At 59.0% G+C, this 22,960-nt stretch carries 19 protein-coding genes; 6 read left to right on the forward strand and 13 right to left on the reverse strand.

Annotated features, from left to right (window positions below):
• Window positions 1–247 precede the first annotated feature (247 nt).
• Window positions 248–1,273 carry an aspartate-semialdehyde dehydrogenase gene (locus DW925_RS04935; protein WP_117790509.1) on the reverse strand — a complete coding sequence of 342 codons (1,026 nt, stop codon included), beginning with the start codon at window positions 1,271–1,273 and terminating at the stop codon, window positions 248–250.
• Window positions 1,274–1,445: 172 nt separating this feature from the next.
• Window positions 1,446–2,834, reverse strand: coding sequence for an aspartate kinase (locus DW925_RS04940; protein WP_117790510.1), 1,389 nt, complete (start codon window positions 2,832–2,834; stop codon window positions 1,446–1,448).
• A 104-nt stretch (window positions 2,835–2,938) separates the two neighbouring features.
• Between DW925_RS04940 and thrC the strand changes: the two genes are divergently transcribed.
• Together thrC and thrB are read left to right on the forward strand one after the other, a co-directional pair.
• Window positions 2,939–4,456 (forward strand): threonine synthase, encoded by a 1,518-nt coding sequence (thrC, locus tag DW925_RS04945; RefSeq protein ID WP_117790511.1) that lies wholly within the window; start codon window positions 2,939–2,941, stop codon window positions 4,454–4,456.
• A 203-nt stretch (window positions 4,457–4,659) separates the two neighbouring features.
• Window positions 4,660–5,541, forward strand: coding sequence for a homoserine kinase (thrB, locus tag DW925_RS04950; protein ID WP_006234874.1), 882 nt, complete (start codon window positions 4,660–4,662; stop codon window positions 5,539–5,541).
• Between the two features lie 288 nt (window positions 5,542–5,829).
• On the opposite strand, the gene DW925_RS04955 is transcribed toward thrB, so the two are convergent.
• The 11 genes from DW925_RS04955 to DW925_RS05000 form a co-directional block, all read right to left on the reverse strand.
• A complete protein-coding gene (locus DW925_RS04955; RefSeq protein WP_117790512.1) occupies window positions 5,830–6,462 on the reverse strand; it encodes a helix-turn-helix transcriptional regulator in 633 nt (210 codons plus the stop codon).
• 31 nt (window positions 6,463–6,493) lie between these two features.
• Window positions 6,494–7,177 (reverse strand): DUF3990 domain-containing protein, encoded by a 684-nt coding sequence (locus DW925_RS04960; protein ID WP_117790513.1) that lies wholly within the window; start codon window positions 7,175–7,177, stop codon window positions 6,494–6,496.
• 94 nt (window positions 7,178–7,271) lie between these two features.
• The gene (gene yihA, locus DW925_RS04965) at window positions 7,272–7,862 is read right to left on the reverse strand and encodes a ribosome biogenesis GTP-binding protein YihA/YsxC (protein ID WP_006234871.1); all 591 of its coding nucleotides are present in this window, start codon (window positions 7,860–7,862) and stop codon (window positions 7,272–7,274) included.
• Between the two features lie 38 nt (window positions 7,863–7,900).
• Window positions 7,901–8,641, reverse strand: a complete 741-nt coding sequence (mtnN, locus tag DW925_RS04970; protein WP_117790514.1) for a 5'-methylthioadenosine/S-adenosylhomocysteine nucleosidase — start codon at window positions 8,639–8,641, stop codon at window positions 7,901–7,903.
• A gap of 78 nt (window positions 8,642–8,719) precedes the next feature.
• On the reverse strand, window positions 8,720–8,854 hold the full coding sequence (locus tag DW925_RS10320) for a hypothetical protein (protein ID WP_255413541.1): 135 nt from the start codon (window positions 8,852–8,854) through the stop codon (window positions 8,720–8,722).
• Between the two features lie 243 nt (window positions 8,855–9,097).
• Window positions 9,098–9,916, reverse strand: a complete 819-nt coding sequence (gene pflA, locus DW925_RS04975; RefSeq protein ID WP_117790515.1) for a pyruvate formate-lyase-activating protein — start codon at window positions 9,914–9,916, stop codon at window positions 9,098–9,100.
• Window positions 9,917–10,090: 174 nt separating this feature from the next.
• Window positions 10,091–10,945 (reverse strand): DegV family protein, encoded by an 855-nt coding sequence (locus DW925_RS04980; RefSeq protein ID WP_117637022.1) that lies wholly within the window; start codon window positions 10,943–10,945, stop codon window positions 10,091–10,093.
• A gap of 438 nt (window positions 10,946–11,383) precedes the next feature.
• Complete coding sequence (gene grcA3 / locus DW925_RS04985; RefSeq protein ID WP_055252439.1) at window positions 11,384–11,635, reverse strand: autonomous glycyl radical cofactor GrcA3; 252 nt, start codon at window positions 11,633–11,635, stop codon at window positions 11,384–11,386.
• 85 nt (window positions 11,636–11,720) lie between these two features.
• On the reverse strand, window positions 11,721–13,772 hold the full coding sequence (gene pflB / locus DW925_RS04990; protein WP_117637024.1) for a formate C-acetyltransferase: 2,052 nt from the start codon (window positions 13,770–13,772) through the stop codon (window positions 11,721–11,723).
• A 466-nt stretch (window positions 13,773–14,238) separates the two neighbouring features.
• Complete coding sequence (locus DW925_RS04995) at window positions 14,239–15,255, reverse strand: 2-keto-3-deoxygluconate permease (RefSeq protein WP_117790516.1); 1,017 nt, start codon at window positions 15,253–15,255, stop codon at window positions 14,239–14,241.
• A gap of 108 nt (window positions 15,256–15,363) precedes the next feature.
• The gene (locus DW925_RS05000; RefSeq protein WP_089572357.1) at window positions 15,364–16,113 is read right to left on the reverse strand and encodes an SDR family NAD(P)-dependent oxidoreductase; all 750 of its coding nucleotides are present in this window, start codon (window positions 16,111–16,113) and stop codon (window positions 15,364–15,366) included.
• Window positions 16,114–16,401: 288 nt separating this feature from the next.
• Between DW925_RS05000 and DW925_RS05005 the strand changes: the two genes are divergently transcribed.
• From DW925_RS05005 to DW925_RS05020, 4 genes are all read left to right on the forward strand, one after another.
• Window positions 16,402–16,851: a MarR family winged helix-turn-helix transcriptional regulator gene (locus DW925_RS05005; RefSeq protein WP_117790517.1), complete on the forward strand. Its 450-nt coding sequence runs from the start codon at window positions 16,402–16,404 to the stop codon at window positions 16,849–16,851.
• Window positions 16,848–19,214, forward strand: coding sequence for an ABC transporter ATP-binding protein (locus DW925_RS05010; protein WP_117629916.1), 2,367 nt, complete (start codon window positions 16,848–16,850; stop codon window positions 19,212–19,214). Before DW925_RS05005 ends, DW925_RS05010 begins: the two co-directional genes overlap by 4 nt.
• Entirely contained in the window at window positions 19,214–21,070 is a 1,857-nt protein-coding gene (locus DW925_RS05015) for an ABC transporter ATP-binding protein (RefSeq protein ID WP_117790518.1), read from the forward strand. Before DW925_RS05010 ends, DW925_RS05015 begins: the two co-directional genes overlap by 1 nt.
• Window positions 21,071–21,637: 567 nt before the next feature.
• Window positions 21,638–22,669: a 3-deoxy-7-phosphoheptulonate synthase gene (locus DW925_RS05020; protein ID WP_117790519.1), complete on the forward strand. Its 1,032-nt coding sequence runs from the start codon at window positions 21,638–21,640 to the stop codon at window positions 22,667–22,669.
• Window positions 22,670–22,960 lie beyond the last annotated feature (291 nt).

Raw genomic sequence — 22,960 nt, forward strand, 5'->3', positions numbered from 1 at the left:
CCGCCGGGACTAGGGCCCGCAACAACCACGTGCCCCCACATCAGCCCAGCGGCCCCAACCAGCAACGGCCCCATCGCAGGCCGCTCGCAGCCGAGTCACCGCAGGCGGGGGCCGGGCTTGGTTTTCAGAACATTCCGCAGACCAGTGTGGCGCCTTGTCCGCAGCTCCGAAGGAGCAGGACAAGGCGCCACACATGGTCGAGGACGCTCTGAAAACCAAGCCCGGCCCCCGCCGGACAGGTCCACCGCTACTCGCAGAGCAGCTTAGCGATCTGGACGGCGTTGGTTGCCGCGCCCTTACGGATTTGGTCGCCGCAGCACCAGAAGGTAATGCCACGTGCGGCCTCGGGGTTCGAGATGTCGCGGCGTACGCGACCGACCCAAATCAGGTCCTGGTCGGAGGTGTCCATCGGCATGGGGAAGCGATCGTGCGCATCCTCGGCACTCATGTCGTCAACCAGCTTGACGCCCGGAGCGGCAGCCAGCGCAGCACGGGCCTCTTCCACCGTGATGTCGCGCTCAAACTCGAGCGTAATGCTCTCGGAGTGCGAGCGCAGCACGGGCACGCGCACGCAGGTGCAGTTCACGCGCAGCTCGGGCAGGTGCATGATCTTGCGGCCCTCGTTTTGCAGCTTCATCTCCTCGGAGGTAAAGCCCTCTTCCTTGACGCCGCCAATCTGCGGAATCAGGTTGCTCGCCAGCTGGGCGGCAAACGCGCGCGGCTCGGGAATCTCTTCGCCACGGCCCAGGGCGGCCAGCTGGGCCTCAAGCTCGGCCATGCCGGGGGCACCAGCGCCCGAAGCCGCCTGGTACGTCGAGACGATCATGCGCTTCACGCCAGCGAGCTGATGCAGCGGCCACGTGGGAACCAGGCCGATAATGGTCGCGCAGTTGGGATTGGCGATAAGACCGTGATGCCACTTGATGTCGTCGGCATTAATCTCGGGCACGACCAGCGGTACCTCGGGATCCATACGGAAGGCATGGCTGTTGTCGACCACGACGGCGCCGCGCTTGACGGCCTCGGGCAGCAGCTCCTTGGCGATATCGTCGCCGGCAGCGCCGAGCACGATGTCGCAGCCCTCAAAAGCCTCGGGGCAAGCCTCCTCAATCACAGCCTGCTCGCCGCGGAACTCGACGGTCTTGCCCGCAGAGCGTGCGCTCGCCAGCAGCTTGAGCTTGCCGACCGGGAACTCCTGCTCGTTCAGGCACTCGAGCATCTGGGTGCCCACGGCTCCCGTCGCGCCCAAAATAGCAACCGTGTACTGTTTCATGCTTCCCCCTTTAAAGGTTGTGGCTATCGCCCGCACGCCAAGCAGGCCGATTATTGTTGCCAGTGTATACAAGAACGGGGCAGGCACGAAACCCGCCCCGTCGAAACGAAACCGAAACGAAACGCCCCGCCGTAGATTTTTTGACATGACCCAAAAATCTACCGAGCAGTCGCTACTTTTTGAGCGCGGCCAGAGCGGGATCAACCGGCGCGGAAGCCTCCAGGTCGGAGACCTTCACAATGCCATTTTCGTCGGAGAAGGCACGGTAAATGGTCCGAATCGCCAGGTCAAAGTCCTTCTCCTCGACACCGATAATGATGTTGATCTCGTCGCAGCTCTGCGAAATCATACGCACGCTCACGCCAGCCTGGCCGAGCATGCCAAACAGATGGCCCGAGATACCTGCACGGCCGCGCAGGTTACGACCGACGGTCGCGATAAGCGCCAGACCCTCAACGACCTCGATCTCGAGCGGCTCGACCTCCTGCTGGATGTCGCCCACGAGTGAGTACAGCGAATCGTGCACATCCTGCTCCTGCACCACGGCGCCAAAGCGGTCGACGCCGGTGGGCATATGCTCGACGGAAACGTCATAGCGCTCGAAGACCGAAAGCGCACGGCGCATAAAGCCAACGCGGGGCTTGGTGCGGTCGCGGGCCACGTTGATGGCGACAAAACCGCGCTTGCCGGTCACGCCGGTAATGATGGGCTCTGCCTCGCCTTCATCAGCCGTCTCGCTAATGATGGTGCCGGGGTCCTGCGGCGCATTGGTGTTCTTGATGACCAGCGGAATGCCCGCCTCGCGCACGGGGAACACGGCCTCCTCGTGCAGGACGCTTGCGCCCATGTACGAAAGCTCGCGCAGCTCCTCGTAAGTAACGCGCGCAATGGGCTGAGCCTCGGGAACAATACGCGGGTCGGCAGAATAGAAGCCCGAGACGTCGGTCCAGTTCTCGTACAGGTCGGCGCCCAGGCACTTGGCCAGAATCGAGCCCGAGATATCGCCGCCGCCACGATCGAGCAGCTTGATCTGGCCCTCACGCGTCGCGCCGTAGAAACCGGGCATAACAAAGCCGCCCTGCTGACCGTACTCCTGCACCAGCTCGGAGGTGCGATTCATGCTGAGCGTACCGTCGTGATGGAACGCCACGACCGTCGCGGCATCCAGGAACGGCAGGCCCAGGTACTCGGCCATCAGGCGAGCGGTAAAGTACTCGCCGCGGCTTACGAGCTCCTCAGTAGAGTAGCCACCGGAGCGAGCACGCTCGGCAAAGGCCGCAAACTCTTCGCGGATGGGATAGGTGAGCCCCAGCTCGTCAGCGATATCAAAATAGCGCTGGCCGATGTCCTCGAGCAGCTCCTCGCACGACACGTGGTACTTGACGTGCGCGTTGACCAAGTAGAGCAGATCGGTCACCTTGGTGTCGCCCTTAAAACGGCGACCGCAGGCAGAAACCACCACAAAACGGCGGGCCGGGTCGGCATCGACAATGGCCTTGATCTTCTTAAAGTGTTCGGCGTCGGCGACCGACGAGCCGCCAAACTTGGCAATCTTAATCATGGGCTGGAGGTTACCTTTCTAAAAAGCCTCTGCGAACCTATTTTGCGCGCTCTGATACCATGGTTTCACCGATTGGGACCAAGGCATCCGAGGAGCAGTGTTATATGGGAACTTATCATAGTACACGAGGACGCACTTTATCGTGCTCAAGTAAGGTGGCAATCCGTACCGGCATCGCTCCCGACGGGGGTTTGTTTGTCTCGGACGAGCTCGGCACCCAGCAGGTCGATATCAGCTCGCTTGCAGATAAATCGTACTTTGAAATCGCTCAAGATGTGTTGGGAATGTTACTGAATGATTACACGACCGAAGAAATATCGGCCTGTGTGAATGAGGCATACCGCGGCACGTTCGCGAGCGAAGAGGTCACGCCGCTCGTCAAACTCGACGCCGCACCGGGCGCTGACGTCCCTCAGACCTATGTGATGGAGCTCTTTGGCGGCCCCACAAGCGCCTTCAAGGACGTCGCCCTGCAGATGCTCCCCCGTCTGACGGCCCGCACTTCCGCCAAGGACGGCGGCGCCGAGCGCATCATGATCGTCACCGCCACGTCGGGCGACACGGGCAAGGCAGCACTCGCCGGCTTTGCCGACGCCCCGGGCACGGGCATCACCGTCTTTTATCCCGAGGGCAAAGTCAGCCGCGTGCAGAATCTGCAGATGTCCACCCAGGAGGGCGATAACGTCGCCGTCTGCGGCATTCGCGGCAACTTTGACGACGCCCAGAGTGCCGTCAAGCGCATCTTTGCCGATAAGGAGCTTGCCGAGCGTCTTGAGGCCGCCGGCACAGTGCTTTCGAGCGCCAACTCCATCAACGTCGGCCGTCTGGTGCCGCAGGTCGTCTACTACTTTGCCGCCTATGCGCAGCTGTTGCGCGCCGGCGCCATCGAGGCCGGCGACGCCGTGGAGTTCTGCGTACCGACCGGCAACTTTGGCGACATCCTGGCCGGCTACTATGCCAAGCGCATGGGTCTGCCCGTCGCCAAACTCGTCGTGGCCAGCGACAAGAACAACGTGCTCGCCGACTTCCTGACCACCGGCGTCTACGACCGCAACCGTCCGTTCTTCACGACCATCTCGCCGTCGATGGACATCCTCATCAGCTCCAACCTGGAGCGCATGCTGTACTTCCTGTCCGATGGCGACTGTGAGCTCGTTGCCGGCCTTATGGAGCAGCTTGCCCAGACCGGCCGCTACGAGGTGCCCGCCGAGCTGCTGGCCAAGATCCAGAGCGTCTTTGGCTGCGGTTGGGCCAGCGAAGACGAGGTCCGCGCTGCCATCAAGAGCTGCTGGGATGCGAACGGCTACGTAATCGACCCGCACACCGCTTGCGGCTATCACGTCTTTGAAAAGGTCGCTCCCGCCGAGGGCGCCAAGGCCCGCGTGCTACTTTCGACCGCCAGCCCCTACAAGTTCCCGCGCGCCTGCTGCGACGCCCTGGGGCTCGACGTTCCCGAAGACGACTTTGAGGCCATGCGCGTGCTCGAGCAGGCAACCAACACGGTTGCCCCGATCCAACTCGCCGAGCTCGAGTCCAAGCCCGTCCGCTTCGAAGACGTCTGCGACGTAGCCGACATGGCCAACTACGTAGAGTCTGCAGCAAAAAAGATGGCTACCAACTAAACCCCTTATTAAGCGCCGGCGAAAGCCGGCGCACCTTCTTTCATCAGATAACCCCCGGGATGATGACGAACGCGCACAGCGTGCCTGGCTGTTTAGTTCGTCGCGAGTTCCGCACGCAAAGGAAAGCACTTAATGTGCTTTCCGTCTTGCGCAGGACTGTCCGAGCAGCGAACTAAACAGCCAGGCACGCCAGGAGGACCCACATGATCAAAATCACCGTCCCAGCAACGAGCGCCAACTTGGGCATCGGCTACGACACCCTCGGCATGGCCGTCAGCCTCTACTCGCACTTCACCTTCGAGCGCGCCGACAAGCTCACCATCACGGGCTGCCCCGAGGAGTTCCAAAACGAGAATAACCTGGTCTATGTGAGCTTTGTCGATGCTCTGGCCGCCTGGGGCGAGCCGGCCTTCCCCGTCGCTATCGACATTCAGACCGACGTGCCCGTCGCCCGCGGCCTGGGTTCCAGCTCCACCTGCGTCGTCGCCGGCATTATGGCGGCCGCCGCGCTGACGGGCCACACCGTCGACCGTGCCGAGCTCGTCCGCATTGCCACCGAGGTCGAGGGTCATCCCGATAACGTCGCCCCCGCTATCCTGGGCGGTGCCGTCTGCTCCTTTACGCCGACCGATTCGCTCCCCCAGTGCCTGCGCTACGAGGTGAGCGATCGCCTGCGTTTTATTACCGTGATTCCGCCCTACGAGGTACACACGAGTGAGGCGCGCAAGGTCGTGCCGCAGGAGATTCCGCTTTCCACCGCCGTATGGCAGATGGGCCGCATCGCCGGCATGACGCGCGGTCTCGAGACCGGCGATCTGGACCTGATTGCCGCCGCCAATGACGACCGTATTCAGGAGCCCTATCGCCGTCGTCTGATTCCCGATTACAATGCCGTGCGCGACACCTGCCTTAACGGCGGCGCTAAGACCATCTGGATCAGCGGCTCGGGCTCGACCCTCATGGCCGTGACCGACGACACCATCGTGGCAAAGTTCCTGCAGGTCAAGCTGCGCGAGCAGTTCCCCAAGTGTGACACGCATATCCTCACGTGCGACACCGAGGGCGCTCAAATCGAGTACCTGTAGACATCCTCCTCATATACCTGTCCGGGACGGTCGGGATGTTCCCTCAAAATCGTCCTCGCGCATGAAGGCCCCTTGTCCTGCTCCTGCGGAGCGACGGACAAGGGGCCTTCGCGCTGCGGAATGATTTTGAGGGAACATCCCGACCGTCCCTGCGCCTACCTTACTGAGGATGTCTACAGGGACCCACGCTTTGAAAGGGCGCCGGGCTGATAGTTTGGCTTTTTATTGGTAGGGGCTCTTGCTAGGCTGGAGCACTTCCTAGAGGCGAGCATCGGCTGTGTGCTTGGTTTAGGCGGCGCTGGTTTCTTTGTATTCGAAGACTGGTTCTAGGAGGTCTTCGATGTTGCAGTGTAGAACTTTCGCCATATCCCTTACGCTTGTTACCGAAGCTTCGTTGATGTTTCTTTGGCGTTGTTCGTACATTTGAATTGAGCGGAGTGATACGCCCGATTCGTATGCCAGATCTTGTTGGGTTTTCTTGAGCCTCTTTCTTGCTAACGCAAGTTTGGTTTGCCTGGACGCTTTTTTCGCCATATCGCAGACGAGGCGAGCCACGCGTTCCTCCGAGGCTTCGTGCCAGGGGTAGTACAGACTGCGTAGCGCATCGAATGGAACGACATGCAGCAAATCTTCGAAAGACTCTCCTAGGCGCCACTGAAGGTATGCCAATATCCAGCCTGTCCAATATTCCGGTGTCTTTTCGAATCGGTAGGTTCGATTTGGCATCGGCCTTGATTGATAGCCGGACCTTTCGGCAATGAGCGCGAACAGCTCAACGCCCGATTTTCCCGACACTACCCATGCGTTGCCGCGTTCGAACTCGCGGGCTACGCCGCTCAGGCAAAAGAGTTCAGCAACTTCCGATCCTTCTGCCCCATAATCGTTAACGGCATAGTCAAAGCAGTCGCCGAGGTTGTTCATTGCATCCTCAAGGTAGTAGACGGGGTATGTCCTACTCGGCCCACAATCCGTTAACTCTTGGATCATTTAAATCAACCCTCCCTGCCATCAAATCCCTAATGTCGGCACCATCAGAGTCAAATCCGTTTACCGTATCCAGGTACTTTCGTCGAGCGTTCTGTTCTCGCTCAAATCGTTTGGGATAAAACTCAGCTCCCGAGGCCTGCTTCCAATCGCGGAACTTAATCGCCGAGAACGCACGCTCACTCATGAGCGCATATTGAATGCCCAAATCCCCCAAAAACATAATGCGCTGCAATTGCCTGAGCGAGATCATGCCGTTGACAAACTGTCTTGCAAACGAAAAGTAGGAATCGTCAGCGCGATAGCCTCGAATAACGTCATAGGGAGAAATATCAATCAGGCAGTTATCCAGCAGATAACGAAGCCCCTCGCGTGCTACTGGCGTTGAAACATTGAACTCTCTGTTATTCGCCAGAATTGCAAGCCAATTGAGAATCGAGAACTCACCTGATTCCAAATCCAAAATCGCAAGGCCATCTAAATCAAGCTCATATCGATTGGCAATGCCATCAGACTCGGTCCGACATGCCCACTCCATTGCCATTTCCTCATGCGGTGTGCAATAAAACCCGCGCCCATAGTCATTGAATTGCCTGCATTTATCCAACGATGGATGCTCGACAACAACCTCCGACCCGTGCCAAAGCTCCATATCGACCTCCTAAAAAATATCACCCCAGTGATAGTTTACCAATAACTATCACTGGGGTGATATAGATGAGAGCTTTTGAGGGGCTGCAGCCCGATTAGAGGCAGGCCTCGGCGATGCGCTTTTTTAGTTCGTCGATGCCGGTGCCGGTTTGGGAGCTTGTGATGATCACGTTCTCGGCCGGGACGTTGAGCTGCTTCTTGATGGCCGCTGCCTGACGGGCCTGCTGGGTGCGGCTGAGCTTGTCGGCCTTGGTGAGGCAGACGATAAAGTTGAACTCGTTGCCCTGCAGGTAGTCGATCATGTCGTGGTCGAGCTTGCTGGGGTCGTGACGAATGTCCACCAGCGAGACGACCAAGTTAAAGCTGCGCTCGGAGTCGAAGAAGTCACCGATGAGCTCGGCCCAGCGATCGCGCTCGGCCTTAGAACGGCGAGCGAAACCGTAGCCCGGCAGGTCCACAAAGTGTACATCGTCGGCCTCGAAGAAGTTGATGTTGCTCGTCTTGCCTGGCGTACTCGAAACCTTGACCAGGTTCTTGCGGCCAAAGAGCTTGTTCATAATCGACGACTTGCCCACATTTGAGCGGCCGACGAAGCTCACCTCGGGACAGGTGGACTCGGGGATCTGCGAAACTTTGCCGTAGCTGGCGACGAACTTGGCAAGCTGGTAGTTAATGGAATCGGCCATGGACACTCCTTGGTCGTAGGTTCTTACAAATAGACGCGCTATTGCGCAGCGGCAATGCGGCGGACGATATCGAGCGTGATGTCACTTGCGACACGCGCGTACTCGAACAGATCGAACTCGCGCTCGCAAATTGCATCGTACGCCTCGTCACAATTATCGCTGATAGCACGCAACACCAGGCAATCGACACCATTTTTGGTTGCGACATGGGCAATTGCCGCGCCCTCCATGCCGACACAATCGGCATGCGTCGCCTCGATAGCGTCGCTGCGCATGGCGGCGCCCGTCACAAAGCGGTTACCCGTGGCAATCGTGCCGACCAGGAACTGCTTAGTGCCCTCGTTCGAAGCGACTGCATTTGTTGAAGCGTCAACGAACCCACGCTCAGCAAGCACATCGGCAGCAATATCGACCAGCGCAGGCGTCGAGCCAAACTCCTCGAGCCCCGGTGCGGACTCGGCGATAAGCGCGGTATCGGTATCCAGATAGCGCAGGCGTTTGCCAATGACCACGTCGTCGATATGGAGCTTGGGGTTCAAACCGCCCGCGATACCCGAAAACACAACAGCCTGCGGAGCATACTTGCTAATGAGGTGCTGTGTTGCAGCGGCGGCGTTCACCGTGCCCATGCCCGCCGTTGTGGCGACAACTGTCAGACCGTCGAGCTCACCGCTCACAACGGTCAAGCCTGCTTCCCGCGCCTCGCAAACGTCGCTCAGCTCTTCCTTAATCTGCATGATCTCTTTTTCGAGCGCACCGATAATCGCGATGGTAGCCATACCATTCCCCAAACCTATACGAAATTCTCAACCACGGTATGGTACCAGCATTTTGTTTGACCTCGCCAAACGAACACGCTAAGCCAGTGCAGCTCGCGTATCAAACAGCGCCTTTGCAATCGCGGCCGTAACCTCGCTCGAGTGGTCGCTCCACGGCATCGATGTCATGGCGCTCATGACATAGGTACGGCCATCGATGTCGATAGCAGGCATTTCTTTCCAAAGATATTCAGTCGCGTTTAAGGTGTCTCTAAACAATAAGCAGGCGTTTCTATGCAAAAACACCGATTCCGTTGCGCATCTTTGCCCAAAACGCAGTTGCGGTGAAATAGTTCCTGTTTGGGCGGCATAAGCCGAAAAACAAGAACTATTCCACCGCAACTTGACGGGGCTCCTTAGCAATCAACTAGGTGCCCGGGGGGCACTCATTTAAGTCTGTCCCCAATGAGTGCCCTGCTAGCCGATGGCGTTTTTGAGTTCCGCACGGCGCTTTTTCATGCCCGTCATGACTGCGTTGCGCAGCTCGGGCATGCGCGCGGTATCCATCTGGGGCACGCCCTCAAGCTTATAGGGAATCCCCAGCTGCTCATACTTGACGACACCCATCGTGTGATACGGCAGCATTTCCAAGCCCACCACGTTGTGCCATGGAGCGATCAGGCGACCGAGCTTCTCGCACTCCTCCACCGTGTCGGTAATGCCCGGCACCACCACGTGGCGAATAACAACCTTAATCTTGCGACGGGCAAGCTCATCGCCAAACGCCAGGATGCGCGCAGGATCGCAGCCGGTCAGCTTTTTATGCTCAACCGGATCGGCATGCTTGATGTCGAGCAGCACCATATCGGTCTCGTTGAGAACAGCATCGAACTTCTCCGGATGCTTGGGGTCAAATGCATAGCCACAGCTATCTAGGCAGGTATGTACACGGCCATCGGGGTTGTTGTGCATTGCACGGAACAGGTCGGCCAAAAACTCGGGCTGCAGGAGCGGCTCGCCACCGGACACCGTAATGCCACCGCTGCGATAGAACTCGTGGTTACTCTGGAACTCATCCATCAGGTGCTCGACGGTCACCATGGTGCCGCCGTTGACCGACCAGGTATCGGGATTGTGGCAATACGCGCAGCGCATGGGACAGCCCTGAACAAACACCACAAAGCGGATGCCGGGTCCGTCGACCGTTCCCATCGTCTCGATCGAATGCACGCGGCCAAGGGCAAACGCAGAGTCCTCGGGACGAGCGTCCACACCCTCAAGCGTCATTTCTGCCATTCGCGCTACCTTGCCTCTCCTTGGATGTAACCAATTAAAATGCCAGAGTCATTCTAGCCCATGCGTTTGCGTTTAAACGCCTCGGACTAGAACGGCACGTTTTAATCTATCCCCCATCACCAAGGCTGGGGGCTACGTCGAGATGTCAGGCTGGAGAACGCTCGCCTGCGGCCTTTACGCCTTAAGCGTAAGCACCGCGCCAAAGGCGGTCGGGCCGCAGTGGCTCGAGATGACGCCGCCGACCTGAGTCCAGGTAACGTCCTTAAAGCCCAGGTCGTGCGCATAGACTTCCATATCGTCGCGCAGCTCCTCGGAAAGGCCCACTGAATACGCCAAACCAATGTGCGAGTAATCAATATCGCCCTTCGCAACCATGTGGTCAATAAAGGCACGGGCACATTTGAGCATAGAGCCGCGGAGCTTCTTGGTCGCCACGAATTTGCCACCCGTTACCTCAATGCAGGGCTTAATCTTGAGCAGATGGGCGCCAAGAAACGCGACGTTGGACAAGCGACCACCCGCCTTAAGGAAGGCAAGGTCCGTAGGAACAAAGCCCAGCAGCACGCGGTCCATCACCGAATTGGTAAAGGCGAAAATCTCGTCGACGGTGGCATCCGGATGGGCTTCGATATACTTGGCGGTCTCAACGGCGACAAGCGACTGGCCCACCGACACAAAGCGCGTATCCATGGAGAAGACGTAATCGCGGCCCTTTGCCGCAATCTTCGACGACTGATGCGAGCAGGTCGTAACCTCGGAATACGCAAGATGCAAAATGGTCGCATCGGGCCGCTCGGCGTGGATGCGGTCGTACACATGCGCAAAATCCGCCGGCGAGCAACCGCTGGTCTTGGGCATCACACCAAACTCGTTGCAGCGCGAGTAAATCTCAAGCGGGTCGATCGATCCGTCTTCGACGGTCTCGTCACCAATCGTGACATGCATGGGCACGCGCACGATGCCATAGCGCTCGCAGAGCTCCGGCGTCACATCCGAACCAGACTCAACCACGATTACGTACTTGCCCATTATCATCACAACCCATCTCGACGTTGGCTTTTGAATATGTGACGCACGTCCGCCGTCCTGCTGCAGAACGGCCTCCAAGCGCCAAAGAGACGCCGCCCCTTGCACACAACAAAGGACAGCGTCTCCCTGGAAAACTCCGTGCTTATCTGAGATTCTACACGGTTTATTAAGGAGTGTTACTTATTCCGCAAACGGTAGCTATACGCGATAAACGGTAGCAAGCAAGAATCCAGAACGCTCAACCCATTAGGAGAGTTCCGCCTAAAGGGTAACTACACAGGACCCCGCCGGGGCTGTTTGGGCTACCTCCCAAAATATTCCGCAGGACGCAAGAAGCCCTCGCCGCACGAAGTGCGCAGCGAGGGCTTCTTGCATGTCCGAGGACGTTTTGGGAGGTAGCCCAAACAGCCCCGGCGATCCTGCGGGAGTTAAACCCCTTTAGAACTTGTTGTGGAAGGTACGCGAAATGACCTCGTCCTGCTGCTCCTTGGTGAGCGTGTGGAAGTTCACGGCGTAGCCGGAAACGCGAATGGTCAGCTGCGGGTACTTCTCGGGGTGAGCCTGAGCGTCGAGCAGCGTCTCACGGTTGAAGACGTTGATGTTCAGGTGGTGGCCACCCTTCTCGGCGTAAGCGTCGAGCATGTGGACCAGGTTATCGGCCTGAGTCTCGGAAACTTCAGAAACCTTCATAATGTGTCTCCTTCGATCGATAGGCGCCGGCCGAAACCGGCGCACTAATCAGTAATCGTTATTGTTAGTATAGCACTAACAATAGTTACTCGCCCAGCTGATCAAGGTCGATATCGCCAAAGAACACCTGGTCCTCCTTGCCGAGCGCACCCGGGATGATGGAGAAGGTGTTGGAGATGCCGTCCTGAGCATCGCGGAACGGGAGCTTGGAAACCGAAGACAGCGAAGCGATGGCGCCGTGGCTATCGCGCTTGTGCATGGGGTTAGCACCCGGGGCGAAGGGCTGGCCAGCCTTGCGGCCATCAGGCGTAGAACCGGTCTTCTTGCCGTACACGACGTTGGAGGTGATGGTCAGAACCGAGGTCGTGGGCACGGAGTTGCGGTAGGTGTCGTTCATGCGGATGTACTCCATGAACTGGTGCACAACGTCGTGAGCGATCTGGTCGACGCGGTCGTCGTCGTTACCGTACTTGGGGAACTCGCCCTCGGTCTCGAAGTCGACAATGATGCCGTTCTCGTCGCGGACGGGGTGGACCTTGGCGTACTTGATGGCGGACAGGGAGTCAGCCACGACGGAAAGGCCAGCAATGCCCGTAGCGAACCAGCGGTGCACGTGCTTGTCGTGCAGAGCCATCTGAATGCGCTCGTAGCAATACTTGTCGTGCATGTAGTGGATGATGTTCAGCGAGTTGACGTACACGCCAGCGAGCCACTTCATCATGTCGTTGTACTTTGCCACAACGTCGTCGTAATCGAGCGTATCGCCCTCGACGGCGCGGTACTTGGGGCCGACCTGCTTCTTGGAGACCTCGTCAACACCGCCGTTGAGTGCGTACAGCAGGCACTTGGCCAGGTTGGCGCGAGCGCCGAAGAACTGCATCTCCTTGCCGATGCGCATGGAGGACACGCAGCAGGCGATGCCGTAGTCGTCGCCGTGGTAAACGCGCATGAGGTCGTCGTTCTCGTACTGGATCGAGGAGCTGGCGACAGAAGTCTTGGCGCAGAACTTCTTGAAGTTCTCGGGCAGACGGGTCGACCACAGAACGGTCATGTTGGGCTCGGGGCTGGTGCCCATGTTCTCGAGCGTGTGCAGGTAGCGGTAGCTCATCTTGGTAACGAGCGTACGGCCGTCAACACCCATGCCGCCGATGGACTCGGTGACCCACTGCGGATCGCCGGTGAACAGGGCCTGGTACTCGGGGGTACGGGCAAACTTGACCATGCGGAGCTTCATGATGAAGTGATCCACGAACTCCTGGATCTGCTCCTCGGTGAAGGTACCGTTGGCAAGGTCGCGCTCAGCGTAGATGTCGATGAACGTAGAGGTACGGCCGATGGACATAGCGGCGCCGTTCTGCTCCTTGACGGAAGCGAGGTAGGCGAAGTACATCCACTGGATGGCCTCCTGCGTGTTGGTAGCAGGGTTGGAAATGTCGAAACCATAGGTCTCGGCCATCATCTTGAGCTCGCCGAGGGCGCGGATCTGCTCCTGCAGCTCCTCACGATCGCGGATGTTGTCGGCGGTCATGACCGTCGGGGTGGAAGCCTTCTGGGCCTCCTTGTCCTTGATCAGGTAGTCGACGCCGTACAGGGCAACACGACGGTAGTCGCCGATGATGCGGCCGCGGCCATAGCCATCGGGCAGACCGGTGATGATGTGGGCCGAGCGGCAGGCGCGCATCTCGGGGGTGTAAACATCGAAGACGCCAGCGTTGTGGGTCTTGCGCTCGAAGGTGTAGCGCTCGACAACGTTCTCGTCGACCTTATAGCCGTGCTGGCTGGCAGCCTGGCAAGCGATGCGGATGCCACCGTTGACGTGCAGCGCGCGCTTGAGCGGCTTGTCAGTCTGGAGACCGACGATGGTCTCCTTCTCGCGGTGGGCGTTATCGATGTAGCCAGCGGGGTGGCTCACGATACCCGTAACGGTCTTGGTGTCCATATCGAGGACACCGCCCTGCTCGCGCTCCTTAAGCAGCAGGTCGAGAACCTCGCCCCACAGCTCCTTGGTACGCTCGGTTGGGCCGGCGAGGAACGACTCGTCGCCCTCGTAGGGGGTGTAGTTCTTCTGGATGAAGTCTCGGACGTCAACTTCTCCCGTCCAGATGCCTTCCTTGAAGCCTTCCCATGCCTCCTGCATTGTGTAACCACGCTCCTAGTTACGTGTAATGCGGCGCTCTCTCACACCGCTGCTTATTGAATTCTTGAATGTTCGGCTTGCACTACCGGCTTCTTCCGTTCTTCACCACACGTTGGTGCAGGGAAAACGTTTGTCCACCTTGGAACTACAACCCAAAACCCAAGATTTCACCCGTTTGAGAAGGATAACATAGCGACCCTCTCCATCTGGGCTGTTATATGTTTCTTTTTTTATATCATAAAGGCGTTTTTTACAAACCCGCAGGAAATGCGAGCGCGAACAACTACCGTTCACCGATTTGTTTGGTATTTTTCCTTGCCTTTGTACGACGTTCACTCTAGCTGTTATGCCAGCTTTAGCAGGGTAAAGTGTTCCAGTGACCCTACAGAAACTGCAGGGCGGCCACGGGATCCCCCGTGGCCGCCCTGTGGCGTGACTAGTTTTTAGCTTTGATTGCCGCTTGGCATTAGGCGGCTGAGGCGGCCTTGTCGGTCGTTGCCTTGCTGTTGCTCTGCTGGCCCTCAAAATGCTTGTAGCACCAGCTGGTGACCAGCGGGGTCAAAATAGCAGTCACGATTGCACAGGCAGCAACCTGTGCCGTGGCCGTCGCGAGCACCACACCGCCGTACAAGGCCTCGTTGACGCTTGCCATGGCAGCAGGCGTGGCCACATTGGCTCCGGCGCAGCTCGAAATGGCCGCACCTGCGACACCCGTACCGCCTGTGAGCTTATCTACCGCGATAACGGGAATTGCAAAGACCACCGAGCAGATCACGCCGAGCAGAATACCGGGAAGACCACCATTAATGAGCTGGCCAAAGGTCATGGTCGAGCCCATGGCAAAGAAGACGAGCACGATGATGGCGGAAAGTGCCGGTGCCATCATCTTCTTAAAGCTGGGGAAGAGGTTACCCAGAATAATGCCGACGACGATCGGCAGGATGGCGCCCACGAGCGACCAGCCGATCGGAGCCTGACCGGCAGCGCCGAGCACGATCATCGTGACCGGAGGGCCGACAACCAGCGTGGTGATGGCGACGGCGCCACGCTCGGCCTCATTGCCCATGGTGCCCATCAGTCCAGCGTACATAGCGTTGTTCGCACCCGTGCAAGCGGCCAGCATCACCATGGCCGAGATACCAAACAGGTTGTCGTTGAACACATAAAGGATGAGCAGCGACACGGCAACGACCACGATCTGCTTGACGGCGATGATGATGGCGCCGCGGGCAGCGGCGGCAGGAGCGCTCTTAAACGAAATCGTCGTACCGACGATGAGCAAAAAAGCGCCAACAAGCGGGCCTGCGCCCTGCTGGGTCATGCCGAGCGTAAAGCTGCCGAGCGTTTTGAACAGGTCGGGGAACAGCGTGTTGAGCAGGCAGCCCAACAAAAGCGGCACCAAAATATTGGCACCCGGGATGGAGGACATCTTAAAGAACGGCTCCTTTGCCGCCGGCGCCTCCACCGCAGTCGATTCACTCATTTATATCTCCTTTTGATGCGTGCGACACGCGGTCACACGCTCCTGTGCCAGAAAGAAGGCGACGGTCCCGAGTCGCAGGAGCCGTCGCCGAATTAACGTCGCGGGGTATTACCCGTCCAGAACGATGCCACCGTCGCAGTCACCGATCTCGCCGTTCACGAAGCTGGCAAGGTCGGAGGCAAAGAAGAGCACCATCTGCGCGGGCTCGCTTGCCTGGGCGGCACGGCCCAGAGGAATACCGTTGATGATGCGCTGAGAGTTCTCGTCAGAGAGAATCGAGGTCATATCGGTAAGGGTGAGCGACGGGCACACGGCGTTGCAGCGGACGCCAAACTTGCCGCCTTCCTTGGCGACTGCCTTGGTTAGACCGTTAACACCGGCCTTGGAGCTCGCGTAAGCCGCGGTGCCGAGCAGGCCGCCACCGATCTTGCCCGCAACGGAACTCACGTTGACGATAGTGCCGGCATGGGCCGCCTTAAAGTGCGGGTACACAGCATTCATCATAGTGAAGGTACCGTTGAGGTTGATGTCGATGGTACGACGCCACTCGGTGTCATCGATCTCGTCGAACTTCTTGGTGCTGATGACGCCAGCACAGTTGATCAGGATGTTGGTTTGCGGCAGGTCCGTAAAAATCTGCTCGACGGTCTCACGCGCCTTGGGCGCATCGGCAACATCGAGCTGATAGAACTTGTTGCCCTCGCCAAGCTCGACCACAGCGGCCTCGCCCTTGGCAGCGTTCCTTGCGATGAGCGCGACGTGTCCGCCGCCCGCGACGATGCCCTTGGCGATCTCGAGGCCAATGCCCTGAGTGCCGCCGGTAACGATCGCGGTTTTGCCCGTGAAGTCAAATGCCATGACTCCAACCCCCTTGATTCAGGTGTCTCCTTGCGGGAAGTTGGAGCATCGCACGTGGCGATAAATGAGTCCCAGTCGTCATGGTGGTGACAACCCCTCGCCTAACCGCGGGCATAGTAGTTCTTTGAAACGCTACAATTATTGAATGATTTTAAGTCTTTATACGCTCTTTATATTGACTGGCAGCCACGTAGATTTTTGGGACATGCCTCAAAATCTGCCGGTTAGGGTGCGCGTACATGGGTATCATCTTTCACTGAAAATAGTTTCTAGTGTTAGGGGTTTTCGGTGGAAGATACCGATTTCCATGAGCTTGGGCGTCAGCTCTTAACTGAGTTTGGCAGCATGCATCAGCGCATTTCGCGCTTTGCGGACAAAGCTCTCGGCGGCGAGATGGCTGTCATGCGCGCTCTCATGCTCGCTGGCGGTTCGCTCACGCCGAGCGAACTCGCTGATCGCGCCTGGGTCTCGAGCGCCCGCATCGCCAACATCCTGCGCGCCCTCGAAACCAAGGGCTGGATCGAGCGCGAGCACTCAAAGACCGACCGTCGTCGCGTACACGTCACGGTGACCGACAAAGGCCGACAAGATCTCGAAATCAAACGTCGGGAATTCGAGAAACGCACCGCGGCCTTCCTCGAGCAGCTCGGCGAAACAGATACCCAAGAGATGGTGCGCCTCCTAAGGCGTGCCAACGAAATTATCGATCGCAATCAAGAAAGGAGAGATGCCGAGTGAGGATTCTCAAGCTCTTTAAAAAGCATATCCTGGCACTGCTTACAGCTATCGTGCTCATCGTGATCAGCTGCAATGCCGACCTCGCGCTACCTACGTATATGAGCGACATCGTCGACGTGGGCGTGCAGCAAGGCGGCATCGCCTCGCCCGTACCCGACACCATTCGTGCCGAATCGCTCGACGACCTCGAACTCTTTATGAACACCAAGGACGCCAAAGCTGTGGAGGCCGTGTTTAGCAAGGCTGACAAAAACGGCATTCGAACGTACAAGGGCACCGAGGAAGGGCGTGCCGATGGCGGCAAGATTGCCGACATTATGAGCCTGCCCGAGACCGTCGTCCTTTCTCTCAACCAGGGCATCGACGCCAGCTCCATGGGCGATATGATGGGCACGTCCAGCGACCAAGACAGCAGCGCCGCCCAGGCCATGCCCTCCCCCGAGCAGATGGCAGCGATGACGCCCGAGCAGCTCGCCGAGATGCAGCAGAAGGCCGCAGCGGCGCAGAACATGCAAAAGCAGATTGATGCCGACGGCGGCAAGATCACCATGAAGAGCCTGCGCCTAGGCGTTGAAGGCGGCCTCATCGACCAGGGCAAGCTCGTCGAGGGCGCCAACGATATGGCGGACAAAATGGGCTCCATGTCGGGCTCTATCGTCACGCAGCGCGCCGTGACCTACGTGCAGGACGAGTACAAAGCGCAGGGCATCGACCCCGCCGACGTGCAGAACGCCTACCTGGGCCGCATGGCGACCACGATGTTTGGCCTGTGCCTGGTGTCGCTGGTCGCCACCATCCTGACCGGCGCCGTGGCGTCGCGCACCGCCTGCTCCATCGCCCGCGACCTGCGCCGCGAGACCTTCAACAAGGTCATGCACTTCTCGCCGGCCGAGGTGGGCAAGTTTAGCCAGGCCTCGCTCATCACCCGCTGCACCAACGACATTCAGCAGATCCAGATGGCAGCGACTCTGTTCATTCGCATGTGCCTCATGGCGCCTGTCATGGGTATCGTCGCGGTCATGCGCGTCCTGGCCAACCACACCGGCCTGGAGTGGACCATCGCCGTGGCCATCGTCGCGGTCTCGGCCGTCGTCGGCGTGCTCATGGGCCTCACCATGCCCAAGTTCAAAAAGATGCAGAGCTTTGTGGACCGCGTGAACCTTACCGCGCGCGAGCTGCTCGACGGTCTTATGCCCATCCGCTCGTTCAACCGCGAGGAGCACGAGCTCGAGCGTTTTGACAAGGCATCGCTCGATCTGATGACCACGCAGCTCTACACCAACCGAGCTATGAGCTTTATGATGCCGCTCATGATGCTCGTCATGAACTGCATCACCGTGCTTATCGTCTGGTTTGGCGCGCAGGGTGTGTCCGACGGCGTGATGCAGGTCGGCAACATGATGGCGTTTATCTCCTATACCATGCAGATCGTCATGGCGTTTATGATCCTCACCATGGTTTCGGTTATCCTACCCCGTGCCGAGGTCGCAGCCGAGCGCGTGGAAGAGGTCATCACTTGCCCCACGAGCATCAACGACCCCGCCTCGCCCAAACTGCCCGCGGCCAGCGCGCCGCACGGTGAGCTCACTTTCCGCGACGTGAGCTTCCAGTATCCCGATGCCCGCGCCGATGTCATCAGCGGCGTGAACTTCACCACGCACGCCGGTCAGATGCTCGGCATCATTGGCTCCACGGGCTCGGGCAAATCCACGCTCGTGCAGCTGATTCCGCGCCTGTACGATGTCACGGGCGGCAGCATTTCGCTTGACGGCATCGACGTGCGTGACATGACCCTTTCCGAGCTGCGCCGGCGCATCGGTTACATCCCGCAGCAGGGGCGCCTGTTCTCGGGCACCGTCGAGAGCAACCTTAAATTTGCCGGCGACATGGTGAGCGATGATGACATGCACCGGGCGGCACGCATCGCCCAAGCCGAGGACTTTATCGCCGAGCGCGAGGGCGGCTACGACTCCCCCATCAGCCAGGGCGGCTCCAATGTCTCGGGCGGTCAGCGCCAGCGTCTGGCCATCGCCCGCGCGTTGGCCAAAAAGCCCGAGGTCGTGGTGTTCGATGACTCGTTTAGCGCACTCGACTACAAGACCGACGCTCGCCTGCGCGAGGAGCTGGCCAAAAACGTTACCGACGCCGCACTCGTGGTCGTGGCCCAGCGCATCGCGACCATCATGCACGCCGACCAGATCATCGTGCTCGACGACGGCCACGTGGTGGGCACCGGTACGCACGAGGAGCTGCTGCACAGCTGCCCGGCGTACCTGGAGATCGCACAGTCACAGCTTTCCGCCGAGGAGCTGGGGCTTACCCAAGAAGAGATTGAAGCCGTTATGGAAGGAGGCGAGCGCTAATGGCAGACGAAACCAAGACTCAGATTCCCAAGCCCACCCGCCAGCGTGGACCCATGGGCCGCATGGGCGGCATGCGTCGCGGCGAAAAGGCCAAGGACTTTAAGGGCACCATGAGGCAGCTGCTCGGCTATATCGGCCAGCACAAGATTGCCGTGTTTGCCGCCGTCGCCTTTGCCGTGTGCTCGGTCATCTTTAACATTGTGGGGCCCAAGGTGCTTGGCCAGGTTACGACTAAGCTGTTCGAGGGCTTGGTTGCCAAGGTCAACGGCACCGGCGATGTCGACTTTGCCTGGATCGCCAAGACGCTCGGCTTTTTGCTCTGTCTGTATCTGGCGAGCTCTGCCTGCAGCCTGATCCAAGGCTGGCTCATGACCGGCGTCACGCAAAAGATTTGTTATCGCATGCGCAAGGAGATCGCCGCCAAGATCGCTGTCGTGCCGATGAGCTACTTCAACGGCCACAGCAAGGGCGACGTGCTCAGCCGCATCACCAACGATGTCGACACGCTGGGTCAGTCACTCAACCAGAGCGTGACGCAACTCATCACATCGGTGACGCAGATTATCGGCGTGCTCGTCATGATGCTGTCGATCAGTCTGCCGCTCACCGGCGTCACCGTGCTCACGCTGCCGGCAGCCGCGATTATCCTGACCGTGATGATTCACTTCTCGCAGCCGTACTTCCGCGAGCAGCAGCAGGTCCTGGGCGCCGTCAACGGCATCATCGAGGAGGACTTTGCCGGCCAGAACGTCATTCAGGTGTTCGACCGCGCCGTGGCCTCGATCGAGGAGTTCGACAAAGAGAACGACCGCCTCTTTATGAGCGGTTGGCGCTCTCAGTTCCTGTCGGGCCTGATGATGCCGCTTATGAGTCTGGTGGGCAACATGGGCTACGTGGGCGTCGTCGTGGTGGGCGCGCAGCTCGCGCTGACCGGCAATGCCACACCCGGCGACATCCAGAGCTTTATCCAGTATGTGCGCAACTTTACGCAACCCGTGCAGCAGCTGGGCAATGTGAGCAACACGATGCAGTCGATGGCCGCCGCCACCGAGCGTGTCTTTGAGTTCTTGGCCGCGCCCGAGGAGGAGCAGAAGGCCGACGCACAGATCCCCGAGAAGCGCCCCGGCCACGTGGAGTTTGACCATGTCAAGTTTGGCTACACGCCCGACAAGACCATCATCCACGACTTTAGCTGCGAGGCCGAGCCCGGCCAGACCATCGCCATCGTCGGTCCCACCGGCGCCGGCAAGACCACGCTCATCAAGCTGCTGCAGCGCTTCTACGATGTGGACGGCGGTTCGCTGCGTGTCGAGGGCGTCGACGTGCGCGATTGGGACCGCGCGGCACTGCGCGGCGAGTTTGCCATGGTGCTGCAAGATACCTGGCTGTTTAACGGCACGATCCGCGAGAACATCCGCTACGGACGACCCGATGCGAGCGATGCCGAGGTCGAGGCCGCTGCACGCGCCGCACGCTGCGATCACTTTATCCATACGCTCGCCGGCGGCTACGACTTTATGATCAACGAGGAAGGCACCAACCTTTCGCAGGGCCAACGCCAGCTCGTGACCATTGCCCGCGCCATTTTGGCCGATCGCCCGGCGCTGATTCTGGACGAGGCGACCTCCAACGTGGACACCCGTACCGAGGAGCTCATCCAGCGCGCCATGGATGCGCTGATGCAGGGCCGCACGAGCTTTGTCATCGCGCATCGCCTGTCCACGATCCGCAACGCCGACGTCATCCTGGTGATCCGCGACGGCGACATCGTCGAGAAGGGCACGCACGACGAACTGCTCGCCCAAGGCGGCTTCTATGCCGACCTGTACAACTCGCAGTTTGACGAGGCGGCGTAAAACCGGCCGCAAACAACCGCAATACCCAAAAAACGGGGGCGCAGAATGAACCTGCGTCCCCGTTTTGTGTCCTTTGGGCCTCGAAACGCCTCCCCTGAGACCTGATTGACGGCGCCATCCAGACCCCGTGGACAAAAAATGGCAAATATGAGTACTGTCACCTTTTTAGTAACAGCCAAAACTGCCCCAAACGACGTCTTTGCGGCCTAGATATGCCTTCAAATTGATCAAAACGCCCGGTAGCATGCTTCTGCGTGCCAACGTTAATGAACATATTTACTGTTGTGTCTAATATCTTATAAGATCGATATGATACTAGGCTAGCAACAGTACTCATATTTGCCATTTTTTGCCCACGGGATATGCCGCAGAAGATACAACTTGCTCCAGCATGTCGTACGCCGGTCCCCCCTTCCGGCGAGTGCCGACATTTCCCCAGATAAAACCGACCAAAATAAACCTGTCCCTTTTCGGCAGGTTTCGCTTGCACTTTAGCGTGCGACAGCGGATAATGCCGGGCATTCGACAATACGCTTATTGCTCTTTCTATAGATTGAGGAGGCCCCTATGGCCATGGAATTCAAACGCAGGCTGCCGATCCCTATGGAGATCCGCGAGGAAATGCCGCTTTCCGCCGAGCTTACTGCCAAAAAGCAGGCATTCGACGCCGAGGTCGCCAAGGTCTTTACCGGCGAGGACGCTCGCAAGGTGCTCATCATTGGCCCGTGCTCTGCCGACCGCGAGGACTCGGTGCTTGAGTACATGAACCGACTGGCCAAGGTCGCTGAAGAGGTCAAGGACAGGCTCATCATCATTCCGCGCGTCTACACCAATAAGCCGCGTACCAAGGGCACCGGTTACAAGGGCCTTCTGCACAACCCCAACCCCGAGGCTCCCGACGACCTGCTCGAGGGCGTCAAGGCCATCCGCCATATGCATCTGCGTGTTATTGAGGAAACGGGCTTCTTCACCGCCGACGAGATGCTCTATCCGTCCAACTACCAGTACCTCGTTGACCTGTTGAGCTATGTTGCCGTGGGCGCGCGCTCGGTCGAAAACCAGGAGCATCGCCTGGTGTCGAGCGGCATTTCGGTGCCCGTGGGCATGAAGAACCCCACCGCCGGTTCCACCACCGTCATGCTCAACTCTATTTACGCCGCGCAGGCGCACCAGAGCTTCATCTTCCGCAACTGGGAGGTCGAGTGCGATGGCAACCCGCTCGCGCACGCCGTCATGCGCGGCTACATCGGCCTCGATGGGCGCACCTACCCCAACTACCACTACGAGCACCTCGAGCGCCTGGCTGAGCGCTACACCGAGCACGCCGGCTACGCCAACCCAGCGGCGGTCATCGACTGCAACCACGACAACTCGGGCAAGCGACCGCTGGAGCAGTATCGCATTTGCAAGGAGGTGCTCGACAGCTGCCGCCGCAACGAGTCCATCTCCAAGCTGGTCAAGGGCTTTATGATCGAGTCCTACCTTGAGGACGGCAACCAGCCGGTTGACGGCGGCGTCTTTGGCAAGTCGATCACCGACCCATGCCTGGGCTGGGAAAAGACCGACTACCTCATCCACGAGATCGCGGAGCGGGTGTAGGTTACGGCGTTTTACCAAACGCCGTAACCGGCCGACGCTGCAAACCCGCCAGAGCGGCAATCTGCCTTTCAGCTTCGACGGCATGACCAAAAGGTCAATGCCGCCTCGCTTCAAGGCACCTTGCTCGCTCTGACGGGTTTTCGCTGACGTTTTTATACCAGCATCGTTACCAAAGCTGGCACTTGGGGACGCTCCTTTTGGGGTAGTCGTTGGGGACGTTCTTTAATGACTGGTCGTTTAAGAACATCCCCAATGACTACATAGGATGAGAGTGGATAATCTCCCGTTTTT

The sequence above is a fragment of the Collinsella sp. AM43-1 genome (assembly GCF_003467925.1).
In the GTDB taxonomy this organism is placed as follows: Bacteria; Actinomycetota; Coriobacteriia; order Coriobacteriales; family Coriobacteriaceae; genus Collinsella.